The sequence below is a fragment of the Mesorhizobium sp. WSM4809 genome (assembly GCF_055811655.1).
The window spans coordinates 86,217-109,301 of the sequence record NZ_JBVVQW010000009.1; the positions used below are offsets into that span (position 1 = coordinate 86,217).

A 23,085-nucleotide genomic window follows, 5' to 3' on the forward strand; every position below is an offset into this window, starting at 1 on the left:
CATGACATCACCGATGTTTGAAAAGATCGCGCTGGTCGGCATCGGCCTGATCGGCTCGTCGCTGGCCCGCGTCATCCGCCGCGAAGGGCTGGCCCGTCACGTGGCCATATCAACGCGCAGTGCGGCGACGCTGGCGCGAGCCGAGGAACTCGGGCTGGGCGATAGCTATACTACCGATGCGAGAGAAGCTGTCCGCGATGCCGACCTGGTCATCGTCTCGGTGCCGGTCGGCTCGTCCGGCGCGGTGGCCGAGGAAATCGCGCCGGCGCTGAAGCCGGGCGCGATCCTCACCGATGTCGGCTCGACCAAGGCGTCTGTCATCGCGCAGATGCAGCCTTATGTGCCTGAAGGCGTCCATTTCATTCCCGGCCATCCGCTGGCGGGCACGGAAAAATCCGGCCCCGACGCCGGTTTCGCCGACCTGTTCGACAATCGCTGGTGCATCTTCACGCCGCTGCCCGACACCGACCCGGACGCGCTGGAGAGGCTGTCGGAGTTCTGGCGCCGCTGCGGCGCCAACATCGACACGATGGACCCGCAGCATCACGACATGACGCTGGCCATCGTCTCGCATTTGCCGCACATCATCGCCTACAACATCGTCGGCACCGCCGATGATCTGCAGTCGGTGACCAAGTCCGAAGTGATCAAATATTCGGCTTCCGGCTTCCGCGACTTCACCCGCCTTGCCGCCTCGGACCCGACCATGTGGCGGGATGTCTGCCTGCACAACAAGGACGCCATCCTCGAAATGCTGGCGCGGTTCTCGGAAGACCTTGCGTCGCTGCAACGCGCGATCCGCTGGGGCGATGGCGAAAAGCTCTTCGACCTGTTCACCCGGACGCGGGCTTTGCGCCGCTCGATCATCGAAGCCGGCCAGGACATCGACGTGCCCGATTTCGGTCGCCAGGCCGTCGAGCACCCCGCGAAGGGCTAGAGCAATTCCAGGAAAAGTGTGAGGCGTTTTTCCCGGGAAAAGCGCTAGCGCTTTCCCTTGGGAATTGCGTCAAAACAAAGCGTCGGTTTCAGGCTGGCCAGGTCTGCGCAACCATGGCCAGCGTCTCGGCCCTATCCGGCGCGCCCAGCCTGCCGCCGAAGCGCAGGCATTTGAGCGCCGCGGCCGCACTGGCAAAGCGCAAAGCCTGCTCGACCGGCATGGCTTCCGCCAACCCGACGGCGAAAGCACCGTGGAAGACATCGCCGGCGGCCAACGTGTCAACCGCCTTGACCCTTGGCGCCGCGACATGGCGCACATAGCCTGCGCGACGGTCGTGCCACCAACAGCCCGCCGCGCCGCCGGTTACCGCGACAAAGGCGTCGGTGCGGCTGGCGAGATCGGCGCAAGCCGTTTCCGGATCGAGCGCCTGGCCGCAGACGATGCGCGCCGCCGGCTCCGAAGCGACGATGTGCGTGGCGAGCGGCAACAGCTGTTCCAGAACTTCCAGCGGCGCGGTGTCGGCATCGAGGATCGCCGGACGCCCAACGGCGCGTGCCGCCTTGAGTGCCAACGCTGCCGCGCCCGGCCAGCGGACATCGACCAGCACGGCGTCGAATGCGGTGAGGTCGGCGACCGGCAAGACTTCGGGATCGGCCTGGGCCAGCCCGTCATAGAACGGCACGATGATGCGCTCGCCATGCGCGTCGACCAGGATCGAGGCCAGCGCCGAGCGGGCGCCTCTGACGCGGCGCACAAAGGTGCAATCGACGCCTTCGGCCTCGATGCCGGCGATGAGCTGGTCGGCGACGGCATCGTCGCCCGCACTCGCCCACAGCGATACCTCGGCGCCCAGGCGATGCGCGGCGCAGGCAGCACTGGTGGCCATGCCCGAGGCGATCTGGACGCCGTCGGAGGCAATGAACTTGCCTTGATGCACAGGCAGTGTCTCGACGCGCAGGATGGTGTCCAGCGTCAAGGCGCCAACGCTCAGCAGCTTCACGGGTTTTGCCATGGTTGAGCTATTCGACCGGCTTGATCTTGCCCAGCGGAATGAAGCCGAGCGAGGCCTTGCCCCTGACCACCTTCAGCGGCATCGACGGTTCGTTGCCGAGCACCGCCAGGGCAGAAAAACCCTGCTCGATCTGGCTTTTCTGCTCGGGTATGGCGGCGCCGAGGATGGCCGCCACCGCCTTCGGGTCCTTCAGCCTGATCATCAGGTCGGCGTTGACCAGGCCCTCGGCATCGACCGAGAGCGGTCCCGAAACGGTAATGCGCGCCGTGCCCGACGACAGGTCAAGGTTGCGGATTTCGATCGCCTGGCCACGAAGGCTCTTCACCTGCGTGCCGATCAGTGCGACGCCGTTCTTCAATGTCACATCGCCGCTGGCATCGAGCGCCGGAAGCACGCGCCCTCCAATTGCGTCGGGGTCGATCTCGAGATCGCCGAAACTGCCGAGATAGTCGATATCCTCGCCGTTGGGCTGCAGCTGACCCGATGCCTTGCCGGCGCTAAACAGTTGCACCGGATCGGTGTCGTCGGCCGGATCGGTCTGGCCGGACAGGCCCTCCGCCTCCAGCGAGATCCGCTGCGGCAGCGGCCACCACAATTTGAAATTGGCCTGCAGATTGTCCCAGTCGATCCACAGCGGCACCATGTCCGGAACGGCGGTCCTGAGCGGGCCGCGCAGATTGGCAACCGGCGACAGAGGCTGGATGATCTGGGCGGCCGCGTTGAAACTGCCGGCTGAAGCCGCAATGTTCCTGGCATCGTCCTCATAGGCGAGGTTGTCGCAGGAGACGGTAAAGCTCAAGGGATAGCCGCTGACCTGGAGATTGGCACAGCCGGCCTCGACGCCATTCTTGTTGAGCGTGGCAACCGCCTTGTCGGCCTCGCTCCTGACGCGGTCGGCCAGATAAAACCAGCCGCCGCTGTAAAGGGCGAACAGCACGACGATGAACGCTGCAAGCCAGAACAGGCGGCGACGGTTACTTGGCTGGCGTTCGTCACTTGACGTCATGCTTTGGCTCTCGTTAACGCATGGGTGTTGCGGACGGGTGGTCGATTCCGCCAGGCAGACAGACGAATAGTTAGACGGGACGGGCGGAAAAAACACCGGTCCGGGTGCGGTGTTGGCATCTTTTGCAATCAGGCGCGGCGATATGGGCGATTTTTGGGTGTTTGGCTATGGCTCGCTGATCTGGCGGCCGGGATTCGCGCATGTCGAAACACAGCGTGCCCGCCTGCATGGCTACCGGCGCTCGCTCTGCGTCTATTCCTTCGTGCATCGCGGAACGCGCGAGCGGCCGGGGCTGGTGCTCGGCCTCGACCGTGGCGGGTCCTGCGTCGGCCTCGCATTCCGCGTCCCCGGCGACTTGCGCGACGAGGTCATGGCCTATCTTCGCGAGCGCGAACTGGTCACCAATGTCTATCTGGAGCGCATGCTCAAGATTCGCCTCGACGGGGGCGATACGGTCGACGCCGTGGTCTACATTGTGGACCGCCAGCACGAGCAATATGCCGGAGCGCTCGATGTGGCGGATGCGGCGGCCGTGGTGCGCGGCGCGGTCGGCCAGTCCGGCAACAACGAGGACTATGTGCTGAGCACGCTGGAGCATCTCGAGGCATTGGGCATAAGCGACCACTGGCTGGAGGATGTCGCCAGCCAGGTCGCGCCTTTGTGAAGCTGGCTCTGCGGAAAATGGCGGCCAGGCCTTTGACCTCGTTCAGGCAAGACCTAGGTTAGGCTCCGACCCTCAGCCCGCGGCGCCCTTTGCCCGCCGCAATCATCCCGGAGATCCGCCTTGCAGAAACGTCGTCTCGGTCGCACCGACCTGTCCATCGCGCCGCTGGTTCTGGGCGGCAATGTCTTCGGCTGGACCGCCGACGAGAAAACCTCGTTCGACCTGCTCGACCGCTTCGTCGGCGCCGGCCTCAACGCCATCGATACGGCGGATGCCTATTCGCGCTGGGTTCCCGGCCACAAAGGCGGTGAATCGGAAACCATCATCGGCAAATGGATGAAAGACCGTGGCAATCGCGACAAGGTCGTGGTGATCACCAAGGTCGGTTCGGATATGGGGCAGGGGCACAAGGACCTGTCCGCCGCATACATCGAAAAGGCCGTCGACGCATCGCTGAAGCGGCTGCAGACCGAAGTCATCGACCTCTATCTGTCGCACTGGCCGGACCCTGCAACGCCCTATGAAGAAACGCTTGGCGCCTACGAGAAGCTGCTCGCCAAGGGCAAAATCCGCTATGCCGGCTGTTCGAATCTCGACGCCGGCCAGTTGCGTGCCGCACTCGATGTGGCGAGCTTGCGCAGTCTGCCGCGCTACGAGGTGCTGCAGCCGGAATACAATCTCTACGATCGCTCGTCCTTCGATGGGCCGTTGCGCGATCTGTGCGTGGCCGAGGACATCGGCGTCATCACCTATTTCAGCCTGGCCAAGGGTTTTCTCAGCGGCAAATACCGCAGCGAGGCCGATCTCGGTCAAAGCCCGCGTGGCGGCGGGGTGAAGGACTATCTCAATGCGCGCGGCATGCGCATCCTTGCGGCACTCGACGCGGTTTCATCAAGGCATTCGGCCAAGCAGGCGGAAGTCGCGCTTGCCTGGGTGATTGCGCGGCCGGGTGTCACCGCGCCGATCGCCAGCGCCACCAAGCCTGAACAGATGGACAGCCTGATCAGGGCGGCGTCGCTGAAACTGACCGCCGCCGACATGGCCGAACTCGACAAAGCGAGCGGCTGAAGCTTCAGGCGCCGCGCCTCGCACGAACGTCCAAGACGCCCCTCTGGTCCTGCCATACTGTCTCTTCGCGCAAGGCAGGACAGAGGAGAAAATGACTGAGCCGCTTCTTTCGCAGCCGGATCTTTGGGGGCAACTTCTCGCGCTCGTGCTTGCCGCCCTGGTGATCATGGGCAGCCCGGGTCCGGCAACGATAAGCGTTACCGCCGTTGGGACCGCCTTCGGTTTGCGCCACTCGCTGGGCTATGCCTGGGGGATCATCCTGGGCACGATCGCCGTGCTTCTGGTTGTCGCGACCGGGGTCGTGGCGGTGCTCACCGCGACGCCGAAGCTGGCGCCGTTGCTGGCTTTCGCCTCGGCGGCCTACATCCTCTATCTCGCCTTCAAGATCGCCACGGCGCCGCCCATGGCAGCACGCGGCGCGGAGGCTTCGTGTCCAACATGGCTGGCTGGATTCCTTCTCGCGGTCGCCAATCCGAAGGCCTATGTGGCAATCGCCGCCGTGTTCGCCGGTGCTTCGCCCAAACAGGGTAACACTGAGCTTGGTCCATGGCTGAAGCTGATGGCTCTCGCGCTGATGATCGTCGCCATCCATGCTCTGTGGCTTGTCTTGGGAGTGGCATTCGCGCGCTTCCTGCGCCGGCCGGCGGCCTCGCGGATCGTCAACCTGGTCTTTGCCGCGACGCTGGTGTTGACCACCGCGCTGGCCGTTTTCGGCTGAGAACTGCCGGCAGGAGACTTCCGGTTCAGGCTTTGTGTCTTGCGGCGTTGTCCAGCTCTTGCAGTCTTTTCACCGCTGTCGGCGGCAAGGCAGGCGGATTCGGGCCCCGCGCGGCATCAATCAGGAACTGGTCGCAGGCAGCCTCGGTCTCGCCGATCAGCCGGGCCATGAATTCGTCCTTGCTCAGTCCCGGTGGGATCGGCGGCAGGAAGCGCGCCTTCACGGTGCCGGGGTAGCGCAGAAATTTTCGACGCGGCCAATAGAGACCGGCGACATGGGCAACCGGCACCACCGGAACGCCAAGTTGCGCATAGATTTCGACGATGCCGTATTTGTAGGCCGGCTCGTCGCCCGGCGCGCGTCTTGTCCCTTCGGGGTAGATGATGAGCTGGCGAGGATTGCGCGCCATCTCCGCCTTGGTCGCGGCGACCACGGCCTTCAGCGCTTTCGAACGGCTGCCGCGATGAACCGGAATCATGCGCATCTTCATGATGTACCAGCCGAAGAACGGGATCCAGGTGAGCTCGCGCTTCAGGATGTAGAGAGGGTCGTGAAGATAGGGAAAGAAGGCGATCGCATCCCAGAACGACTGGTGTTTGGGGGCCAGGATGAAGGAGCCTTCGGGCAGGTTTTCCCGGCCGGTGATCTCGCTCTTCGTTCCGGCGATCTTGTCGTAAAGCCACATCGAGGTGCGCGACCAGAATTTCGGCACGAACCAGGCGCGGTGCCGGGGCGACAGGAAATAGTACGGGGTCCAGAGGATCATCTGGACGATCAGGTTGACGTAAAAGACGAAATTGAACGTCAGCGATCTGATGTAGAGCATTGGGGGGGAGCCCGGTGAGGAGGTGAGCGTTGGTTACACCAAGCGCGGGAAAAAAGGAAATGGCCGCAGGGCGCTTTGGTTGGCAACGAAGAACGGTCGCCAATGGGAGATTGGCCTGGTTCCGCTACATCAGCTGTGCCAGCCGCTCCTTCAGGCGCGGGGCGGCAAAATCGAGGAATGCGCGCAGCTTGACCGGCAGCAGGCCGTGGCCCGCATGCACCAGGCTTACCGGCCATGACTTTGGCTCGAACTCCTGCAGCAGGATGCGCAGCGTGCCGGACCGCAGCGCGGCTTCGATCTGGTAGGAAAGCACGCGTGTCAGCCCGACGCCGGCAATCGCGGCATCGATGGCCGCTTCGGCGGTGTTGACCTGAAGCCGCGAGCGGACCCGAACCGGGATTTCGGCCTTGCCCCTGATGAAGCTCCAACTGGCGGCGGAGGCAAGTCCCTCGAAGGTGATGCAATCGTGTGTTTCCAGATCCTCCGGGGCCGTTGGCGTGCCGTGTTCGGCCAGATAGGCCGGGCTGGCGCAAACGACGCGGCGGATCGCGCCGACGCCGATGGCGACCAGGCTCGAATCGGGTAACTGGCCGATGCGGATGGCGAGATCGAAATGGTCCTCGACCAGCTGGGTTATGCGGTCGGCCAATGTCAGGCGGATGTCCACGTCGGGATAGGCGGCGAGAAAGCCGGTGACGACCGGCAGCACGTGCAGACGGCCAAAGACGACCGGCGCGGTGATGGCCAGTTCGCCGGTCGGAGCACTGTATTCGCCGGCTGCCGTGCGTTCGGCCTCGCCGACGTCGTCGAGGATGCGGCGGCAGGCGGCAATATAGGTCTGGCCGGCATCGGTCGGTGTTAGCCGTCGCGTCGAGCGATTCAGGAGGCGTGTGTTCAGATGGCGCTCGAGATCGGAAATCTTGCGGCTGACCGTCGCCAGCGGAATGCCGAAACGGCGGCTGGCTGCTGAAAGGCTGCCGGCCTCCACCGCGGCGACAAAGAGCGACATGGCTTCGAGACGATCCATAGCTTCTTCCGGAAAATGGAAGGACGGGTTACGAATATGTCATCTGCATTTGAATGATGGAAGGCTCTATATTGTGTCTGTCAGCCTGCCCGCAGCATGGCCCACAAAGGAGTTGCCATGTCCGAAGCCCGCCCGCCGATGCCGCCGTTTACCGCCGAGACATCAGCACAGAAGGCGCGCATGGCCGAGGATGCCTGGAATTCACGCGATCCGGCGCGGGTTGCGCTCGCCTATACCAAGGACAGCCGCTGGCGCAACCGCGCCGAATTCCTGCAAGGCCGCGACGCCATCCAGGCCTTCCTGACGCGAAAATGGAGTCGCGAGCTCGACTACCGGCTGATCAAGGAGGTCTGGGCCTTCCACGGCAACCGCATCGCCGTGCGTTTCGCTTACGAATGGCGCGACGACAGCGGTTCATGGTTCCGCAGCTACGGCAACGAGAACTGGGAATTCGATGAACACGGGCTGATGCGCCTGCGCATCGCCAGCATCAACGACCTGCCGATCGGCGAGGCCGATCGTAAGTATCACTGGCCGCTCGGCCGGCGACCGGACGACCACCCGACGCTGTCGGAGCTCGGACTTTAGCATCTTGCCGCAAGGAAGCTTTCAATGAACGCGCATGCTTTCACCAGCGACGTCGCCTTCACGCCGACCGTCAAGGCGATCCAGGCCCGCAAGGGCTCACGTCAGTCCTATGCCCGCGTCGAGGAGCGTGGCGGCTGGCAGGCCGGCATCACCCCGGACCTTGCCGCCTTCATCGAAATGCAGACCAGCGTCTTCCTGTCGACCGCCAACAGCGAGGGGCAGCCCTATGTCCAGCATCGCGGCGGGCCGGCCGGCTTCCTCAAGGTGCTGGATGAACATACGATCGGCTTCGCGGATTTTTCCGGCAACCGGCAGTTCATCACGCAGGGCAATCTGGCCGACAATCCAAGGGCGTTCCTGTTCCTGATCGACTATATGCACCGCCAGCGCATCAAGATCTGGGGCACGGCGCGGGTCGTCGAGAGTGACGCCGAACTGATGGCGAAACTGATGCCGCAAGACTACAAGGCGCGCCCCGAGCAAGTCATCCTGTTCACCGTCTCGGCCTGGGATGCCAATTGTCCGCAGCACATCCCGCAACGGTTCGAGGCGGCCGACGTGGCGGCGGCACTCGGCGAGCGGGACAAGCGGATCGAGCGCCTTGAACAGGAGATCGCACGGCTCAGGGGAGATTCGGGCGCGGCCGCAGCGGAATAATCAGCCGCCGGCCGCGGTTTCGGCCAATGCGATGCCGTTGGGCGTCGGCTTGACCGGCACGATGCCGCGCGCCAGCGCCAGCAAATACTTGTTGTATTCGGTGAACAGCACGCGCAATGCCCGCGGCTTGGTCAGCCAGCCGCCATTGTCGAGGTTGGAATTGACCACCGGATAGGGCTCGAGCTTGGCGCCATGCAGCAGCCTGCCCATTTCCAGCAGGCTGCGCGGCATATGATAATTGTTGGTGACAAGGATCACCGTGCCATAGGCGTGGCTCTCGACCCATTTGGCGCTTTCCTCCGCATTGCCGATCGTATCGAGCGCGGCGCGGTCGATGTCGACGCAGCAGGAGAACAGCTTCTTGTCGCCGCCGGTCGCCGCCTGCAACTGGCGGCGGCTGGCCGAAGGATGGACGCCGCTGATCAGCAGCCGCTCGCCCTTGCCGGACGCCAGCAGATCCATCGCCGCATCGAGGCGGGACTGGCCGCCGGTCAGCACGATGATCGCGTCCGCCTTGGCCGGATTGGCAGGCGTGGTCAGGTGACTGACCTTATTGGCGAACCAGCCGAAGCCGCCGGCAAACAATGTTGCGAGGATGAGGACAGAGAGAGCGGACAGACGCAACGCGGCTCTTAGACGGCTCACAGCGGAGCGGTCATGCGAACGGGCAACCACCACTGGCATCTGCCCAGCCGTACCGGTCGAATCCCGCGCGTCCATCGCCATATGGTTAATCCTGAAATGCGGCTTTGGGTAGGTAAAAGACGCACTTTGCGTTACGTGAATTCTCCATCCGTGATCACCCTGTCCTATCTATGTCGTTGTCCCAAAACCGGTTCCCACTTTTGGGCGACATGAATTAGCCTGCATCCGGCTGGCGGACATCGATGTCGCTGAGATAGGCAACGACGGTGGCGTGGGACGTGGCAGCCGTCAGTCCGCCGATCACCAGCACCATCAACACGACACCGAGATAGCCTGCCGAACCGATGGCGAAATTGCCGAACAGGGCGGTCGCCTGGTCGGCCTGCGGCGTCGCCATATTGCGCGACGACCACCAGGAAAAGACGATGAAGACGAGCACTGCCGCGGCACCGCCAGCCGCCGCCCCCTTCATGCCGGTGACCAGGAAATGCCGGCGGAATTCGCGCGCGATGAAGCGTGCTTCGGCGCCGACGAAATGCAGTACTTCGATGATGTGACCGTTGCCGGCCATGGCGCCGCGCGTCGCGAACACCACGGTCAGCACGGTCGCCGACAGCATCAATGCCAGCACGGCAATGCCGATGGTCACCGTGGTGCGGGCCATCGCTACCAGCCGGTCGACCCAGGTGCGGTGATCATCGAGCGATGCGCTCGGCAGTTTCGGCGTGATCGCGGCGCGCATGGCAGCGAAATCGGGCGGGCTGTTCTCGTCGATGGTGACGATGATCAGGCGCGGCACGGGTAATTCATCGATGTTGAGCCCCGAGCCCAGCCAGGGCTCAAGGAGCCTCGCGGTCGCCTCGCGGTCGATGATCCGGGTCGTCTTGACGCCAGGGAATTCACCGGCGATCTGGGAGGCCTGGGTAAGGGCTGCTTCCATGTCGAGGCCGTCGACCGGCTTGATCTGGATGGTCGCCTCGCGTGAAATCTGGTTCTCCCAGACGGACGCTGTGTCGCGCACCAGCGTCACCGCGCCGAAAGTCAGGCAGGACAGGAAGGTCATGATGGCGATGACCAGGACCAGTGCCCGGCCGGCGATGTTCTGCGCCGGCACGATCGGCGCCATCCTGCGCTGGGCGCGGGGCTTTGCCTCGGTCGCCTCGGCGTCCTGCTCCCGTTCCACAAAATGTTCGGCGGACAGTTCAGTCATAGATGTCCAGCCTTCCGCCGGCCAGGATCATGCGGCGCGCGTCGACCTGTTCCATCAGGCCAAGGTCGTGGGTGGCGATCACCACCGCGGTGCCGAGACGGTTGAGCTCGATAAACAGCCGCAACAGCCGTCGCGCCAGCGGCGGATCGACATTGCCGGTCGGTTCGTCGGCGAGCAGGATTTCCGGCTGCTCGATCAGCGCCCGCGCGATCGCCGCGCGCTGCTTCTCGCCGCCGGACAGAACCGGCGGCAGCACGTGCATGCGCTCGCCCAGCCCGACCCACTTCAACAGTTCGGTGACATCGGTGCGGTAGCTCGCCTCCTCGCGCCCGCGCACGCGCAGCGGCAGCGCGACGTTCTCGTAGGTGGTCATGTGGTCGAGCAGGCGAAAATCCTGGAACACCACGCCGATGCGGCGGCGCAGATGCGGCAATTCGGTACGCGAGATGCGCGAACGGTCCTTGCCAAAGATGGTGATCAGCCCGCGCGTCGGCTTCAGCGACATGAACAGCAAGCGCAGCAAGGTCGTCTTGCCGGCGCCCGAAGGCCCGCTGAGGAACTGGAAGGAGCGCTCCGGGATGTGCAGGGAGATGTCGCGGAGGATTTCCGGACCCATGCCATAGCGGAGGCCGACATTTTCGAAACGAATCAATTTCGACGACCTGAATTTCGGCTCGGCGGCGAGCCGGCCTGTTCTGGGTAAAGACCATCGGCCGGCATGGTTAACCGGCGGTTAATTTCTGGGCTCTTTCGGCTCGTCACGAGGGCTCCGGTGGGGAAGCGTTAACCATTTGTGTTTACGCAAAAGAAACGAAAAGCGAACACGTGCTGCAATGCTGGGGCCATGATGGCTGACGATCGAACCGCGCGCCCGGTTTCCGGCGAAATCATGACCGATCGGGCGGCAATCGCCGCAGCGGACCGGTTCATACGTGGTTCGGCTGCCGATATCGTCGATGCCGATTACGTGGTGATGCCGCGCCTTGCGCCTGCCGTGGAGAGCGTTTCGCCGCTGCCGCGTGCGATCGTCATGCCACCCGTCGCGGGCATGGACATGCTGCGCAAGCCCGAGGCCCTGCCGGAGCGGCTACCAGCCTCGCGCGGCGGGCCGATCTTCTGGGTCGCCGGTATCGGCGCTGCCTTGGCCGCGTTCTGGGTCTCCGGCGGGCACGCGGTGGTGCGCCAGGCGCCGTTCCCATCCAGCGCGCAGGCGTCGGCGCTCAGCATTTCGGGCGTCACGTCACGCGTCGACGCTACCGGGCCGAACGCCGCGCTGTTCGTCGATGGCGAGGCCGTCAATGATGGTGCGAAACCGACGCAGTTGCCGCCGCTCGAAATCCGGGTGACCGGCAATGACGGGCAGACTACCCGCTATACGTTGGGGACATCCGGCCGTTCGCTGGCGTCTGGCGAAAGATTCGGCTTTGCCAGCCGGCTCGACGTGCCTAGAAACGGTGTGAAGACCGTGTCGGTCACTTTCGCCGAATAGGCGATCACCGGGGAAGACCATCAATGCCCATCGTACGCGGCAAGGACATCGAGGTTCTGTTTTCAGCATCGGCGATCGCGCGGCGCAATCTCGAACTCGCCAAGGAGATTGCCGGACACGATTATCACGATCTGCTGGTGATCTCGGTGCTGAAGGGCTCGTTTATCTTCGCCGCCGATCTTATCCGGGCCATGCACGATGTCGGCCTGTCGCCGGAGGTCGAATTCATCTTCATTTCCAGCTATGGCGCCGGCACCAGCAGCGGCGAGGTGAGGGTGCTGCGCGACATCGACAATGAGGTCGCCGGCCGCGACGTGCTGCTGATCGACGACATTCTCGAATCGGGCAAGACGCTGAGCTTTACCCGCGAGCTGATGTTGTCGCGGGGCGCCAAGAGCTGTTCGATCGCCGTGCTGCTCGACAAGCGCATGCGCCGCCAGACCGAGCTCAATGCCGATCATGTCGGCTTCGACTGCCCCGACTATTTCGTCGTCGGCTACGGCATGGATGTAGCCCATGCTTTTCGCGAGTTGCCGTTTGTCGGTGTCGTCAAAGGGGATGTCTGAGCGGCATCAAAAAGGTTTGCTGATGCTTAGAGCGGTTCGCCGCTTCACGAAAACGCCGAACCGCTCTAGTTTTTTGTTTTGACGCAATTCCCAAGGGAAAGCGCTATGCGCTTTTCCCGGAAAACCGTTTCACACTTTTCCTGAATTGCTCGGGGGCTTTCAGGAAAAGTCAACTTTTGGCGGCCAAATATGCCGGCCATGGCAAAGCTTCTGATCGTCGAGGACGATGAGTCCGTCCGCACCCTGGCCGCCCGCGCGCTTGAACGCGCCGGGCACACAATCGATATCGCGGCGGACGGCGCGCAGGGACTTTCGCTGATCCAGGCGGCGCGTGGCGGCTACGATCTCGTCGTCTCCGATATCCGCATGCCGGAGATGGACGGCATCGAGATGGCGATCGCGGCTGCTGCATTGTTTCCGTCGATCAAGATCGTGCTGATGACCGGCTATGCCGACCAGCGCGAGCGCGCCGAGGAATTGAACGGCATCATCCTCGATGTCGTGCAGAAGCCCTTCACGCTGGCCGAAATCCGTTCGCGAGTCGAGCGGGCGCTGATCTGCTTCGCCTGATCAGGCTGGGTCGGCGGCAGCGAGCACGGGTGGAACATTCTTGCGCCGTTCGGTGTTGAGCGCCAGCAGACCGGCGCCGATAATCAAGGCAGCACCGATCACCGTCGTCGACCGCGGCACCTCGGCGAAGAACAGGAAACCCCACAGCGGCGACCACAGGATGCCGGTGTATTCGAAGGTGGCAACGCGGTTGGCCGGCGCCATCCGGTAGGCCTGCGACAGCAGGATCATGCCGGCGGAGGCGACGAAACCGCAGGCCGCCATCTTGAAAAAATCCGGCAGCGTTGGCCAAATCCATGGCCGTACCAGGAATTCCAGGCTCGGGTGAACGGCGTGTGTAATGCCGGCCAGGTGAAACGCCCCGGCAACCACGGCGGCGCCGACCAGATAGGCGCCGTTCTGATAGAAGGCCATGACGGTGGACGATTCAGTATCGCCGATCTTGCGGGCCATCAGCTGCGAAAAACCATAGAGCGCCGCCGATCCCAGCGACAGCAGCGCTGCCCAGTCGAACAGCCCTGCGCCGGGGCGCAGCATCACGAGGACGCCGAACAAGCCGATCAGCACGGTTGCCAGTGTCTGCCAGGAGACGCGCTCGCCAAGGTAAGGTCCGGCCAGGACCATGATGAACAGCGGCGCCATGAAATAAAGCGCCACCGCATCGGCGAGCGGCAAAGCAGCGATGGCCAGGTAGTACATCGTATAGGAGGTGAACTGGATGAAGGCGCGCACCGTCAGCATGCCGAATCGCTTCGACAGGATCGCCCGCAAGCCGACATCGGCATGGACCAGAACGATCAGGATCGGCAGGGCGACGATCGAGCGGATCGCCATCACCTCGGTCACCGGATAGCCGCTCGACACGGCTTTGACGAGCGGATCCTGCAGCGAAAAGACCAGCACGCCGAGGCACAGGCTCAGGATGCCGCCCACCATCCGATTCTGCATCTGCATCCAGGCTCCTGCGCGTACGACCCGAAGCTGCCGCCTGCGGGGTAAAAAGAACCCGCCACCGTTTCGGGCAGCGGGCACGAGTGAGGACTCTTGATTGGTCCGCGGCTGATTTCGCAGCCGCATATCCAATGGGTATGGCGACTATCGTCCGCCGTTTGACATGTTGCAAACGAATTGGAATGATGCCAGCAATCAAATTCTCTTATGGCGGATTCCGTGCGGCCGACCCTCGACAGCGACCTCCTGCGAACCTTCGTGGCGATTGCCGAGACCGGCAATTTCACCAAGGCGGCGGAGCAGGCCGGCCGCACCCAATCCGCGGTGTCGATGCAGATGAAGAAGCTCGAAGAGCTGATCGGCGCCAGCCTGTTCGAGCGCGGTTCGCGCGGCGTCGCGTTGACGCGGCGCGGCGGCGAACTCATCGTCAACGCCCGCCGCATTGTCTCGCTGCTCGACGAGACGTCGGCATCGATGGCGGCAGCGCCGCTTGGCGGGCCGGTGCGCATCGGCATTCCGGAGGAATATGGCCACGCCATCCTGTCGCGCGCGCTCGGCGCCTTCTCGAAGCGTCATACACAGGTCGAGGTCACCGTGCGCTATGCCCATTCCGGGGCACAGATGGCGGCGCTCGCTGCCGGCGAACTCGATCTGTGCGTGGTGTTCGAATGGCAGGATCCCGCCGGCGGCGAAGTGCTGATGCACGACCCGACCGTGTGGGTGACGTCGACCCTGCATCACATGCATGAGGAACAGCCGGTGCCGATCGCGCTCTACAACCGGGCCGGCTGGTGCAAGGACTTCGCCATCAAATCACTGGAGCAGCGCGATCTTGCCTATCGTGTCGCCTATACCAGCGACACCACCGGCGGCCTCAAGCTCGCCGTCACCTCCGGACTGGCGATCGCGCCGATTTCGCGCAGCAACATTCCGGACGGCTGTCGTGAACTGACCACCGCGGACGGATTCGGCGCCATCGATTCCTCGAACGTGGTGATGCACCGCAACCCCAATGCGTCAGGTGAGGCGATCGACGGCATGCAGGATGCGATCCGCGAAGCCTTCGTCAACAGGCTCAGTCAGCCGGCGGCATCCTCGTAGAAATGCAGCCTGTTGCCGAACGGATCGGCGACCGACACCTCGCGGGTCTTCCAAGGCGTATCTTCCACGCCCGGCCTGGCGAAGCGGTAGTTTTTGCCGATCAGTTCGCCATGAAGAGCGGTGATGTCCTCGACCTCGATGCGCAGGGCGATGCCGGGTGCACCGTCGCCATGATGTTCGCTGAGATGCAGAACGCAGCCGTCGCGGCCGACCGCCACGTAAAGCGGCGCGTCGTCGGCGAAGCGATGTTCCCACTGCACCTCGAAGCCGAGGAAGCCGACATAGAATTCACGCGCCTTGGCAATGTCGAAGATGCGCAGGATGGGTGTGACAGCGCCAAGTCTGGGCATGGTGGTGCACCCGTGCGAGAGGTTTTCAGGTGAGATGGACGCGGGCGGCAATCCCTTTGTTTTTTCGCAATTCCGGACGGAAAACCGCTTCACAATTTTCCTGGAATTGCTCTATTTCAGCTCGAGCAGCCGTTCCAGATAGCTGCGTTCGATGTCGGGGCTGAGCGCATTGCCGAGCCGTTTGCGGATCGCTTCCAGAATCTGACGGGCACGCTGCACGTCGATCTCGTCGGGCACCTTCACCGAATCGCCGAAATCGGGACCCTGGCTGGCGCGTGGCCGGCCGAGCGGATCACGATCGGCGTTCTGCTGGCGGCCGCCTTCCTCGCCGCCGCCCTGGTCGCCCTGCATGGCCTGCATCTGCTTCATCATGTCCTTGGCGCCCTTGCGCAGCGCTTCCAGCGCCCGGCCCTGATGACCGACGGCCGCATCGCCTTCACCCTCGCCGAGTGCCTGTTCGGCATTGCCCATGGACTTGCCGGCCTCGCCAAATCCTTCATTGGGCTCCATACCCATGCCTTCGAGGCCCTTCTTCAGCTGATCGAGGTCGCTTTGCAGCTGGCCCTGGCCCTGCTGCAGCTGTTTCAGCGCATCGGCGAATTCCTGGGGTGTCATCGGCTTTTGCCGGGCGAGCGGATCGCGGTCTTCGCCGACGCCGGGTCTGTCCTCATCCTGGCCGCCTTCGCCGAGCTGCTCGTCACGGTTCTGCCCGCGCTGGCGCTCGCCGCGTTGCATCTGATCCATGCGGAAGGTGTCGTTCATCATCTCCTGCTGACGCCGCAGGATCTCACCCAGCTTGTCCATCTGCTGGCGCATCTCGCTGTCCTGCTGGCCGCCTTGCTGCTGACGGCCGGCTTGCAGATTGTTCATCATGTCCTGCAGTTGCGACAGCAGTTGCTGGGCCTTGTCGCGATCTCCGGACTTCGCCAGGTTTTCGATCTGGTCCATCATGCGATCGATGTCGCTCTGGCGCAGTTCCTGGCCGTTCTGCTGCATCTGCGGGGCGTTGGGATTCTGCTTGGCGCGCTCCGCGAATTCCTGCAGGAACTGGTTCATCGCCTCGCGCAGTTCCTTCATCGCCTTTTCGATTTCAGCGTCGCTGGCGCCATTCTTGATGGCGTCCTGCAGCGCCTGTTGCGCCTGGCGCAGCCGCTTTTCGGCGGCCGAAAGATTGCCTTCCTCGATGCCGAGCGCGATTTCCCAGAGATAGGAGACCTCGCTGCGCAATTGATCGTCGCTCTCGGCCATCTTCAGCCGGGTGCGGGCGCTCATGATGGCGAGATAGTGGGACATGTTGTCGAACGTATCTTCCGGCCGAAGTGTGATGGCGTCCATCAGGTCGAGCACGCGCGGCTTGGCGTTGGCGTCGAGCGCCAGCAGGCGGCGCTGTTCGATCACGGCGCGTGCCAGCGGATTGGCGAAAGGCCGCTCCGGCATCAGCAGCGTCTTGGTTTCGCTCGATGCGGTGTGCCCGGCATCATCGGTGGCGACCAGCTTCAGCTTGATGCTGTTGCCGGCCCAGACATGCTCGGTCAGGTCCTTGGAGGTCTTGGCGGCGTTCGACTTGCCGCCGCGGCGCGGCAGCGTCAGCGGCATTTCAGGTGCACCGTACAGCGGACGCGCATTCGGCGCCTGCGGATCGGCGAGCGCGAACACTGCCTTGGCGGTGGCGGCGCCATAGTCGTCGTCGATCTGGTAGTTTAGCTCGAAGGCGCCGTTTGCGGCGCGCTTGGGCTCGCCGACGAAGCGGATCTGCGGCGGCTTGTCCGATATGACCGCGAAGGCCCAGCGGCCGAGCTGGTCCTTGCCCGAGGTCAGCGTCAGCGTGCCGTCGCCGGTCAGCTTGCTGGTGAACTGGCGCACCTTGGACGGCGGCGCCGGGCTTGCGGCCGGCTTGGCGGCGGCCTGCGGCGCAGCGGGGTCGATGACGCGGGCGTTGCCATTCTTGTCGGCATAGCCGAGCGTTTCCTCGCCCGAGCCGCCCGTCACGCGCAGCGAAACGTCACTGCCTTCGGGAATCGTAAAGGTCGGGATCGCCTGGTTAGCGTCGGCGGTCAGGAAGATCGGCGGCTTGCCGGTATAGGCCGGTGGCGTCACCCATGCATCGATGCGCGGCGGCACGATATCGCGCGCGCCATGGGCATTGAAGCCGTCGCTGATCCTGCCGCCGGTCGGCCCGAAGGAGAAGGCGAAGGCGGTAACGAGTAAAAGGGCCGCCACCGCGCGCAGCCCCCAGGGGTCGCGCTCCGGCACGCGCGTGCGCGGCAGGTCGGCGCCAAGGTTGTCGAGCTTTCCGGCCATGCGCTTCTGGTGTTCGCGCCACAGCGCCTGCGAGAAGCTGCTTTCCCTGCCGCTGGGCCGGTCGGTCTGCACCAGCACCGGGCTGTGCAACAGTTGATTGGCGGCCTCGATGCGGCGGTCGATTTCGCCGGCGCCCGGCAGGCGGAAGAAGCGCAGCGGATAGAGCGCGGCCAGTGCCGCTATGGCAAAAGCAGCGACCAGGCCGATGCGCGCCATATCCGGCAGCCGGGAGAACAGCCCCAGCCAGGAGATGCTGAGGAACAGGCTGGCGACTATCACGAGCGGAAGCAGCAACGGCCAGCCGCGCTCGACCATCATCGAGACCCGCGTCGCCAACCGGCTCAAGGCCAGGCGTCCGGCCAGGCCGCGATCGCTGCTGAAGGTGGGTCGTTGCGTCATCGGCCCTTCCTTGAGCCTATCCCGAAAACCGGGATGCGGCCCTATCCCTTTGAGCATGATCTGTTCCGAAAGGGATTTCACTTTTCGGGATCATGCTGTGGAGCGGGCAGGATAGCCCGACGCCTCACGACTCAAAGAATACCAGCAAACACGGCAAAGGCGAGGCAGTTCGGAAAAACGTGAAGTGGACCGTTATAGTTCCATCCTGCATACCCTTTAGAAGGCAGCAGGCCCTTTAGAAGGTAGCGGGGTCCGCATTCGCTCCGCAGACCAGCACGGCGACCCGTTCGCCCGCCGCCGGCGCATAGCGGCCCGACAGGACCGCGGCAAAGGCGGCGGCGCCACCCGGCTCGGAGATGATGCGGGCCCGGTTCCACAGCGCCTTCTGCGCGGCGATGATGTCGTCGTCGCTGACCAGGATCGAGCGTTCGACAAAGGCTTCGGCAATCGGGAACATCATTTCGCCGACGCGCTTTGGCGCCAGTGAATCGGCGGCGATACCCTCGGCCGGCGCGTCGACGGGGTGTCCGGCCTCGAAGGCGCGATGCAGCGTCGGCGCTCCTTCCGGCTCGACGGCGATGATACGGATGCGGCCGGTAAACCAGGCAGCGATGCCGCCGATCAGGCCGCCGCCGCCGACAGCGACCAGCAGCATGTCGATCCGAGGCAAATCGCTCTCGATTTCGAGCCCGAGCGTGCCCTGGCCGACGAGCGTTTCCTCCTGGTTGAAGGCATGGATCTGCAAGGCGCCGGTCTCCTCGGCGAACCGTTCGCTGGCCGCCAGCGCCTCGGCGTAGCGGGCGCCGCCGACGATCAGTTCGGCGCCGTAGGAGCGGATTCGCTCCAGTTTGGCTGGCGGGCTCACTTCGGGAACGAAGATGGTCGCCTTGTGGCCGAGCCGCATGGCGGCATAGGCGACGGCCGCGCCATGGTTGCCGCCCGATGCTGCGACGACACCGGCCTCGGGAACCGGACGCTCCAAGAGATTGGTGAAGGCGCCGCGCGCCTTGAACGAGCCGGAATGCTGCAGGCATTCGAGCTTCAGGTCGACGGCCAGCGGCGGCTGGTCGAAGTCGGCCATGTCGACGCGCAGCACCGGCGTGTGCCTGATATAGGGGCGGATGCGCGGTTCCATCGCGGCAATGCGCTCGCGTGTGACGGTGATGCCGTTCGTCATGACTTGCTCCCTATGACGGGTAGGTGTGTTTCCGGCGCTTCTATGCAAGCCAGTCGGGCATGGAATCCAGCCCGATCAGGTCGTCATAGGTCGGGCGTGGGCGCACGACGTGGAACCGGTCGCCGTCGACCAGCACCTCCGGCACCAGCAGGCGGGTGTTGTAGGTGCCGGCCTGCACCGCGCCATAGGCGCCGGCGGTGGAGACGGCAATCAGGTCGCCGGCCTTCAGCCTGGGCAGATCGCGGTCCAGGCCGATATAGTCGCCGGTCTCGCAGACCGGGCCTACCACGTCGACCATCATGCGCGGCGTGTCGGCCGGCGGCTGCACGACCGGACGGATGTCGTGGAAGGCGTCGTAGAGCGTCGGCCGGATGAGATCGTTCATGGCGGCATCAACGACGAGGAAGTTCTTGGCGTCGCCTTCCTTCACGAAGATCACTTCCGAGACGAGGATGCCGGCATTGCCCGATATCAGCCGGCCAGGCTCGAACATCACCTTCAGCCCGAGCTTGGTGACATGCTTCCTGACGATCTGGGCATAGGCGTCGGGCAGCGGCGGCGGGTTGTTGTCGATGCGGTAGGGAATGCCGAGCCCGCCGCCGACATCGATATGCTCGATGGCATGGCCGTCCGCCCGCAGCGCGCCGACGAGATCGACAAGCAGGGCGAAGGCATCGTCGAAGGGCTGCAGCTCGGTGATCTGGCTGCCGATATGGGTATCGATGCCGGTGATCCTGATGCGGGGAAGCTTTGCCGCGCGGGCATAAACCTGCCGCGCCCGCTGCCACGGGATGCCGAACTTGTTCTCGGCCTTGCCGGTGGAGATCTTCTTGTGGGTCTTGGCGTCGACGTCGGGATTGATGCGCAGCGAGATCGACGCCACCTTGCCAAGGGCGGTGGCTCGCGCCGACAACAGCTCGAGTTCAGGCTCGGATTCGACGTTGAAGCAAAGGATGCCGGCAGCAAGGGCAAAGTCCATTTCGCGCGCGGTCTTGCCGACGCCCGAAAACAGGATCTTGCCGGCCGGAATGCCGGCGGCGAGCGCCCGGCGCAATTCACCTTCCGAAACCACGTCGGCGCCGGCGCCGAGCTTGGCCAGCGTCCGCAGGACGGCCTGGTTGGAATTGGCCTTCATGGCGTAGCAGACCAGCGCGTCCAGCCCTGCAAAGGACTGGGCAAACACCCGGTAGTGCCTGGTCAGGGTCGCCGTCGAATAGCAGTAGAATGGCGTGCCGATCTGTGCGGCGATGTCGGGGATCGCCACGTCCTCGGCATGGAGCACGCCGTCGCGGTAGTCGAAATGGTTCACGAGAGTGGTTCCGGAAGTTGGGGCGCGATGAGATCGGGTTGAAAGGCCCGGCTCTCGTCGGCTCTAGATCAGCGGGTCGAGGATGAATTTCTTGTCCTTGACCGGTTTTTCCGGCTCCGGCGGCACGGGCTGGTGGGCCTTTGAGGCATCCTTGCGCGCCTGCACGGCCGCCTCATAGGGCGTGTCGAGAGCGCCCCTCCTGCCGCAGGCCGAAACGGCCGCGATCGCAACCAGCAGCGTCAGCGTCACCAAAATCCTGCTTCCGGTCATCGATCCATCCGTCCGAAACGTTTGTCAGCCGCCGCTTTTAGCCGAGTTCTCGGCGCATTGCACCCCGAGATATTGCCCGTCGCAATATCCGGGATATTACTGCTCGCAATATCCGGCATTACGCTTTCGCCAGTCGCTTTTTCCAGGCACGGATCTGCTTCCTCACTTCCGACGGCGCCGTGCCGCCGAAACTGGTGCGGCTCTTGACCGAGTTCTGCACCGCCAGCACCGAAAATATGTCGGCCGTGATGCCGGAATTGATCGACTGCAAATCCTCCAGTGAAAGCTTCTCCAGCCCCACCTTCCTGTCTTCGGCCAGCGCCACCGCCCGGCCGGTGACATGATGCGCCTCGCGGAACGGCAGGCCGAGCGTGCGCACCAGCCAGTCGGCAAGATCGGTTGCTGTCGCGTGGCCGGAGCCGGCGGCCTTCTTCATTGCGGCAGCGTTGACCGTCATGTCCGAGACCATGCCGGTCATCGCCGCCAGCATCAGGTCGAGCGTCTCGGCGGCGTCGAACACCGATTCCTTGTCTTCCTGCATATCCTTGCCATAGGTCAAAGGCATGCCCTTCATCACCGTCAGCAGGCCGACCAGATGACCGGTGACGCGGCCGGTCTTGCCGCGCACCAGTTCGGCGGCATCGGGGTTCTTCTTCTGCGGCATGATGGAGGAGCCGGTGGAAAACGAGTCCGACAGCCTGACGAAGCCGAACTGCGGCGTCGACCAGATGATGATCTCTTCGGCCAGCCGTGACAGATGCGTGGCGCAGATCGCCGCCACGCCGAGGAACTCGAGCGCGAAATCGCGATCCGAGACGCTGTCGAGCGAATTGCGCATCGGCTCGCGGAAGCCGAGCGCCTTGGCGGTCCGGTGACGGTCGATCGGGAAGCTGGTGCCGGCGAGGGCCGCGGCACCGAGCGGGCTTTCATCCATCCGCTCGATCGCATCGCGCACGCGCGACAGGTCGCGCGAAAACATCTCGACATAGGCCATGCAGTGATGGCCGAAGGTCACCGGCTGGGCCGCCTGCATATGGGTAAAGCCCGGCATCACGGTCGCGGCATGCTCCTCGGCCCGCTCCAGCAGCGCCTCGATCAGCCCTTTCAACGCCTCGGCGACGCGAAAGCATTCATCCTTGACCCACAGCCGCAAATCGACCGCGACTTGATCATTGCGCGAGCGGGCGGTGTGCAGCCGGCCGGCCGCCGGGCCGATCAGATCGGCGAGGCGCGCCTCGATGTTCATGTGGATGTCTTCGAGCCGTGTCGAAAACTCGAAGCTGCCGGCCTCGATCTCTTTCAGGATCGTGTTCAGCCCGTCAGCGATTTTTTCTTGGTCGGCCGCCGAAATAATGCCCGTTTGCGCCAGCATCTCGCTATGGGCGATCGAGCCTTTGATGTCCTGCGCATAGAGTTTGCGGTCGAAGGAGATAGACGCGTTGATCGCTTCCATGATCGCGGCCGGACCCGAGGCAAAACGTCCGCCCCACATCTGGTTGCTGGTTTTCTTGTCGCTCATGGCTATAACCCGTGCTTCGGAGCAGTTTTGAGAAAATGGCAGACGGTAGTAGATTCTTCCCGGCCCCGCGCCTGATCCTCGCCGCCTTGGTGGCGGGCGCGCTGGCGGGCGCGGTCGCGGTATATGTCAGCGAGAGCCGGTCTGGCAACAATGCACCGGCACAAGCTGCCGTGGGTGACAGCAGGGACGACGTGACTTGCGCGGCCAAGAGCGACCGCGCCAAGAAAGTCGCGGCGTCGGCCACCGGTGAGGTTGCGGCACTTTTGCCGGCCGATCCGCCTCAATCCATGAAGAGCCTTGCCTTCAATGGTCCGGACGGCAAGCCGATGACGCTTGCCGATCATGCCGGCAAGACGGTGCTGCTCAATCTGTGGGCGACATGGTGCGCGCCGTGCCGTGCCGAAATGCCGGCGCTCGATGCGCTGCAGAAGGAAAAGGGCAGCGACTCCTTTGAAGTGGTCGCCGTCAACGTCGATGCCGGCGACGATGTGAAGCCGAAGAAGTTCCTCAGCGATACCGGCGTCGCGACGCTCGGCTATTACCGGGATTCGACGATGACGCTGTTCAACGACCTCAAGAAGCGCGGCTTGGCGCTAGGCCTTCCCGTCACCATGCTGATCGACGGCGAGGGCTGCCTGATCGCCCACATGAACGGCCCGGCCGAATGGTCGGGGCCGGACGCCAGGCGGCTGGTCGAGACGGCACTCAAGCCCGAGAGCCTGTAG

At 64.0% G+C, this 23,085-nt stretch carries 25 protein-coding genes; 11 read left to right on the plus strand and 14 right to left on the minus strand.

Annotation, left to right across the window (positions count from 1 at the left end):
* The first annotated feature begins 1 nt into the window (after nt 1).
* Complete coding sequence (locus AC0L24_RS21885) at nt 2-937, plus strand: prephenate/arogenate dehydrogenase family protein (RefSeq protein WP_473564147.1); 936 nt, start codon at nt 2-4, stop codon at nt 935-937.
* 88 nt (nt 938-1,025) lie between these two features.
* Here the strand turns inward: AC0L24_RS21885 and AC0L24_RS21890 are convergent, their stop codons facing one another.
* Entirely contained in the window at nt 1,026-1,949 is a 924-nt protein-coding gene (locus tag AC0L24_RS21890) for a sugar kinase (RefSeq protein ID WP_127809190.1), read from the minus strand.
* A gap of 7 nt (nt 1,950-1,956) precedes the next feature.
* Nucleotides 1,957-2,955 carry a DUF2125 domain-containing protein gene (locus AC0L24_RS21895; protein WP_127809191.1) on the minus strand — a complete coding sequence of 333 codons (999 nt, stop codon included), beginning with the start codon at nt 2,953-2,955 and terminating at the stop codon, nt 1,957-1,959.
* A 142-nt stretch (nt 2,956-3,097) separates the two neighbouring features.
* On the opposite strand from AC0L24_RS21895, the gene AC0L24_RS21900 reads away from it, so the two are divergent.
* The 3 genes from AC0L24_RS21900 to AC0L24_RS21910 all read left to right on the plus strand — a co-directional run bounded on the left by AC0L24_RS21900 (nt 3,098) and on the right by AC0L24_RS21910 (nt 5,405).
* A complete protein-coding gene (locus AC0L24_RS21900; RefSeq protein ID WP_127318398.1) occupies nt 3,098-3,619 on the plus strand; it encodes a gamma-glutamylcyclotransferase in 522 nt (173 codons plus the stop codon).
* 120 nt (nt 3,620-3,739) lie between these two features.
* The gene (locus AC0L24_RS21905; protein WP_127809192.1) at nt 3,740-4,687 is read left to right on the plus strand and encodes an aldo/keto reductase; all 948 of its coding nucleotides are present in this window, start codon (nt 3,740-3,742) and stop codon (nt 4,685-4,687) included.
* A 91-nt stretch (nt 4,688-4,778) separates the two neighbouring features.
* Nucleotides 4,779-5,405, plus strand: a complete 627-nt coding sequence (locus tag AC0L24_RS21910; protein ID WP_127809193.1) for a LysE family translocator — start codon at nt 4,779-4,781, stop codon at nt 5,403-5,405.
* Nucleotides 5,406-5,430: 25 nt separating this feature from the next.
* Here AC0L24_RS21910 and AC0L24_RS21915 read toward each other — a convergent pair whose 3' ends face one another.
* Together AC0L24_RS21915 and AC0L24_RS21920 are read right to left on the minus strand one after the other, a co-directional pair.
* The gene (locus AC0L24_RS21915; protein ID WP_127809194.1) at nt 5,431-6,231 is read right to left on the minus strand and encodes a lysophospholipid acyltransferase family protein; all 801 of its coding nucleotides are present in this window, start codon (nt 6,229-6,231) and stop codon (nt 5,431-5,433) included.
* Between the two features lie 124 nt (nt 6,232-6,355).
* Nucleotides 6,356-7,258, minus strand: coding sequence for a LysR family transcriptional regulator (locus tag AC0L24_RS21920; protein ID WP_127809195.1), 903 nt, complete (start codon nt 7,256-7,258; stop codon nt 6,356-6,358).
* Nucleotides 7,259-7,375: 117 nt separating this feature from the next.
* Here AC0L24_RS21920 and AC0L24_RS21925 point away from each other — a divergent pair, with 117 nt between their 5' ends.
* Both AC0L24_RS21925 and AC0L24_RS21930 read left to right on the plus strand, forming a co-directional pair.
* Nucleotides 7,376-7,846 carry a nuclear transport factor 2 family protein gene (locus AC0L24_RS21925; RefSeq protein WP_127809196.1) on the plus strand — a complete coding sequence of 157 codons (471 nt, stop codon included), beginning with the start codon at nt 7,376-7,378 and terminating at the stop codon, nt 7,844-7,846.
* Between the two features lie 24 nt (nt 7,847-7,870).
* Complete coding sequence (locus AC0L24_RS21930) at nt 7,871-8,503, plus strand: pyridoxamine 5'-phosphate oxidase family protein (RefSeq protein WP_127809197.1); 633 nt, start codon at nt 7,871-7,873, stop codon at nt 8,501-8,503.
* Here AC0L24_RS21930 and AC0L24_RS21935 read toward each other — a convergent pair whose 3' ends face one another.
* From AC0L24_RS21935 to ftsE, 3 genes are all read right to left on the minus strand, one after another.
* Nucleotides 8,504-9,229: a YdcF family protein gene (locus AC0L24_RS21935; RefSeq protein ID WP_127809198.1), complete on the minus strand. Its 726-nt coding sequence runs from the start codon at nt 9,227-9,229 to the stop codon at nt 8,504-8,506.
* A 133-nt stretch (nt 9,230-9,362) separates the two neighbouring features.
* Nucleotides 9,363-10,358, minus strand: a complete 996-nt coding sequence (locus tag AC0L24_RS21940; RefSeq protein WP_027038121.1) for a cell division protein FtsX — start codon at nt 10,356-10,358, stop codon at nt 9,363-9,365.
* A complete protein-coding gene (gene ftsE, locus AC0L24_RS21945; protein WP_010911739.1) occupies nt 10,351-11,010 on the minus strand; it encodes a cell division ATP-binding protein FtsE in 660 nt (219 codons plus the stop codon). Before ftsE ends, AC0L24_RS21940 begins: the two co-directional genes overlap by 8 nt.
* Before the next feature lie 192 nt (nt 11,011-11,202).
* Here ftsE and AC0L24_RS21950 point away from each other — a divergent pair, with 192 nt between their 5' ends.
* The 3 genes from AC0L24_RS21950 to AC0L24_RS21960 all read left to right on the plus strand — a co-directional run bounded on the left by AC0L24_RS21950 (nt 11,203) and on the right by AC0L24_RS21960 (nt 12,983).
* Entirely contained in the window at nt 11,203-11,847 is a 645-nt protein-coding gene (locus AC0L24_RS21950) for a hypothetical protein (protein ID WP_128288211.1), read from the plus strand.
* Between the two features lie 23 nt (nt 11,848-11,870).
* Nucleotides 11,871-12,413, plus strand: coding sequence for a hypoxanthine phosphoribosyltransferase (hpt, locus tag AC0L24_RS21955; protein ID WP_127809200.1), 543 nt, complete (start codon nt 11,871-11,873; stop codon nt 12,411-12,413).
* A 198-nt stretch (nt 12,414-12,611) separates the two neighbouring features.
* A complete protein-coding gene (locus AC0L24_RS21960; protein WP_027038124.1) occupies nt 12,612-12,983 on the plus strand; it encodes a response regulator in 372 nt (123 codons plus the stop codon).
* Here AC0L24_RS21960 and AC0L24_RS21965 read toward each other — a convergent pair whose 3' ends face one another.
* Complete coding sequence (locus AC0L24_RS21965) at nt 12,984-13,931, minus strand: DMT family transporter (protein WP_189367565.1); 948 nt, start codon at nt 13,929-13,931, stop codon at nt 12,984-12,986.
* A gap of 210 nt (nt 13,932-14,141) precedes the next feature.
* Between AC0L24_RS21965 and AC0L24_RS21970 the strand changes: the two genes are divergently transcribed.
* On the plus strand, nt 14,142-15,035 hold the full coding sequence (locus AC0L24_RS21970; protein ID WP_473564148.1) for a LysR family transcriptional regulator: 894 nt from the start codon (nt 14,142-14,144) through the stop codon (nt 15,033-15,035).
* Here AC0L24_RS21970 and AC0L24_RS21975 read toward each other — a convergent pair.
* The 6 genes from AC0L24_RS21975 to argH all read right to left on the minus strand — a co-directional run bounded on the left by AC0L24_RS21975 (nt 15,014) and on the right by argH (nt 22,360).
* Complete coding sequence (locus AC0L24_RS21975; protein WP_128364524.1) at nt 15,014-15,385, minus strand: glyoxalase superfamily protein; 372 nt, start codon at nt 15,383-15,385, stop codon at nt 15,014-15,016. The two genes, AC0L24_RS21970 and AC0L24_RS21975, sit on opposite strands and share 22 nt — an antisense overlap.
* A gap of 111 nt (nt 15,386-15,496) precedes the next feature.
* Nucleotides 15,497-18,085 carry a TIGR02302 family protein gene (locus tag AC0L24_RS21980; RefSeq protein ID WP_292679701.1) on the minus strand — a complete coding sequence of 863 codons (2,589 nt, stop codon included), beginning with the start codon at nt 18,083-18,085 and terminating at the stop codon, nt 15,497-15,499.
* 235 nt (nt 18,086-18,320) lie between these two features.
* On the minus strand, nt 18,321-19,262 hold the full coding sequence (locus AC0L24_RS21985) for a threonine/serine dehydratase (protein WP_128364526.1): 942 nt from the start codon (nt 19,260-19,262) through the stop codon (nt 18,321-18,323).
* A 40-nt stretch (nt 19,263-19,302) separates the two neighbouring features.
* Nucleotides 19,303-20,571 (minus strand): diaminopimelate decarboxylase, encoded by a 1,269-nt coding sequence (gene lysA / locus AC0L24_RS21990; RefSeq protein ID WP_473564149.1) that lies wholly within the window; start codon nt 20,569-20,571, stop codon nt 19,303-19,305.
* Between the two features lie 63 nt (nt 20,572-20,634).
* Nucleotides 20,635-20,841 (minus strand): LPS translocon maturation chaperone LptM, encoded by a 207-nt coding sequence (lptM, locus tag AC0L24_RS21995; RefSeq protein WP_023811112.1) that lies wholly within the window; start codon nt 20,839-20,841, stop codon nt 20,635-20,637.
* Between the two features lie 118 nt (nt 20,842-20,959).
* On the minus strand, nt 20,960-22,360 hold the full coding sequence (gene argH, locus AC0L24_RS22000; protein WP_127408624.1) for an argininosuccinate lyase: 1,401 nt from the start codon (nt 22,358-22,360) through the stop codon (nt 20,960-20,962).
* Nucleotides 22,361-22,395: 35 nt separating this feature from the next.
* Between argH and tlpA the strand changes: the two genes are divergently transcribed.
* Nucleotides 22,396-23,085, plus strand: a complete 690-nt coding sequence (gene tlpA / locus AC0L24_RS22005; protein ID WP_127395970.1) for a thiol:disulfide interchange protein TlpA — start codon at nt 22,396-22,398, stop codon at nt 23,083-23,085.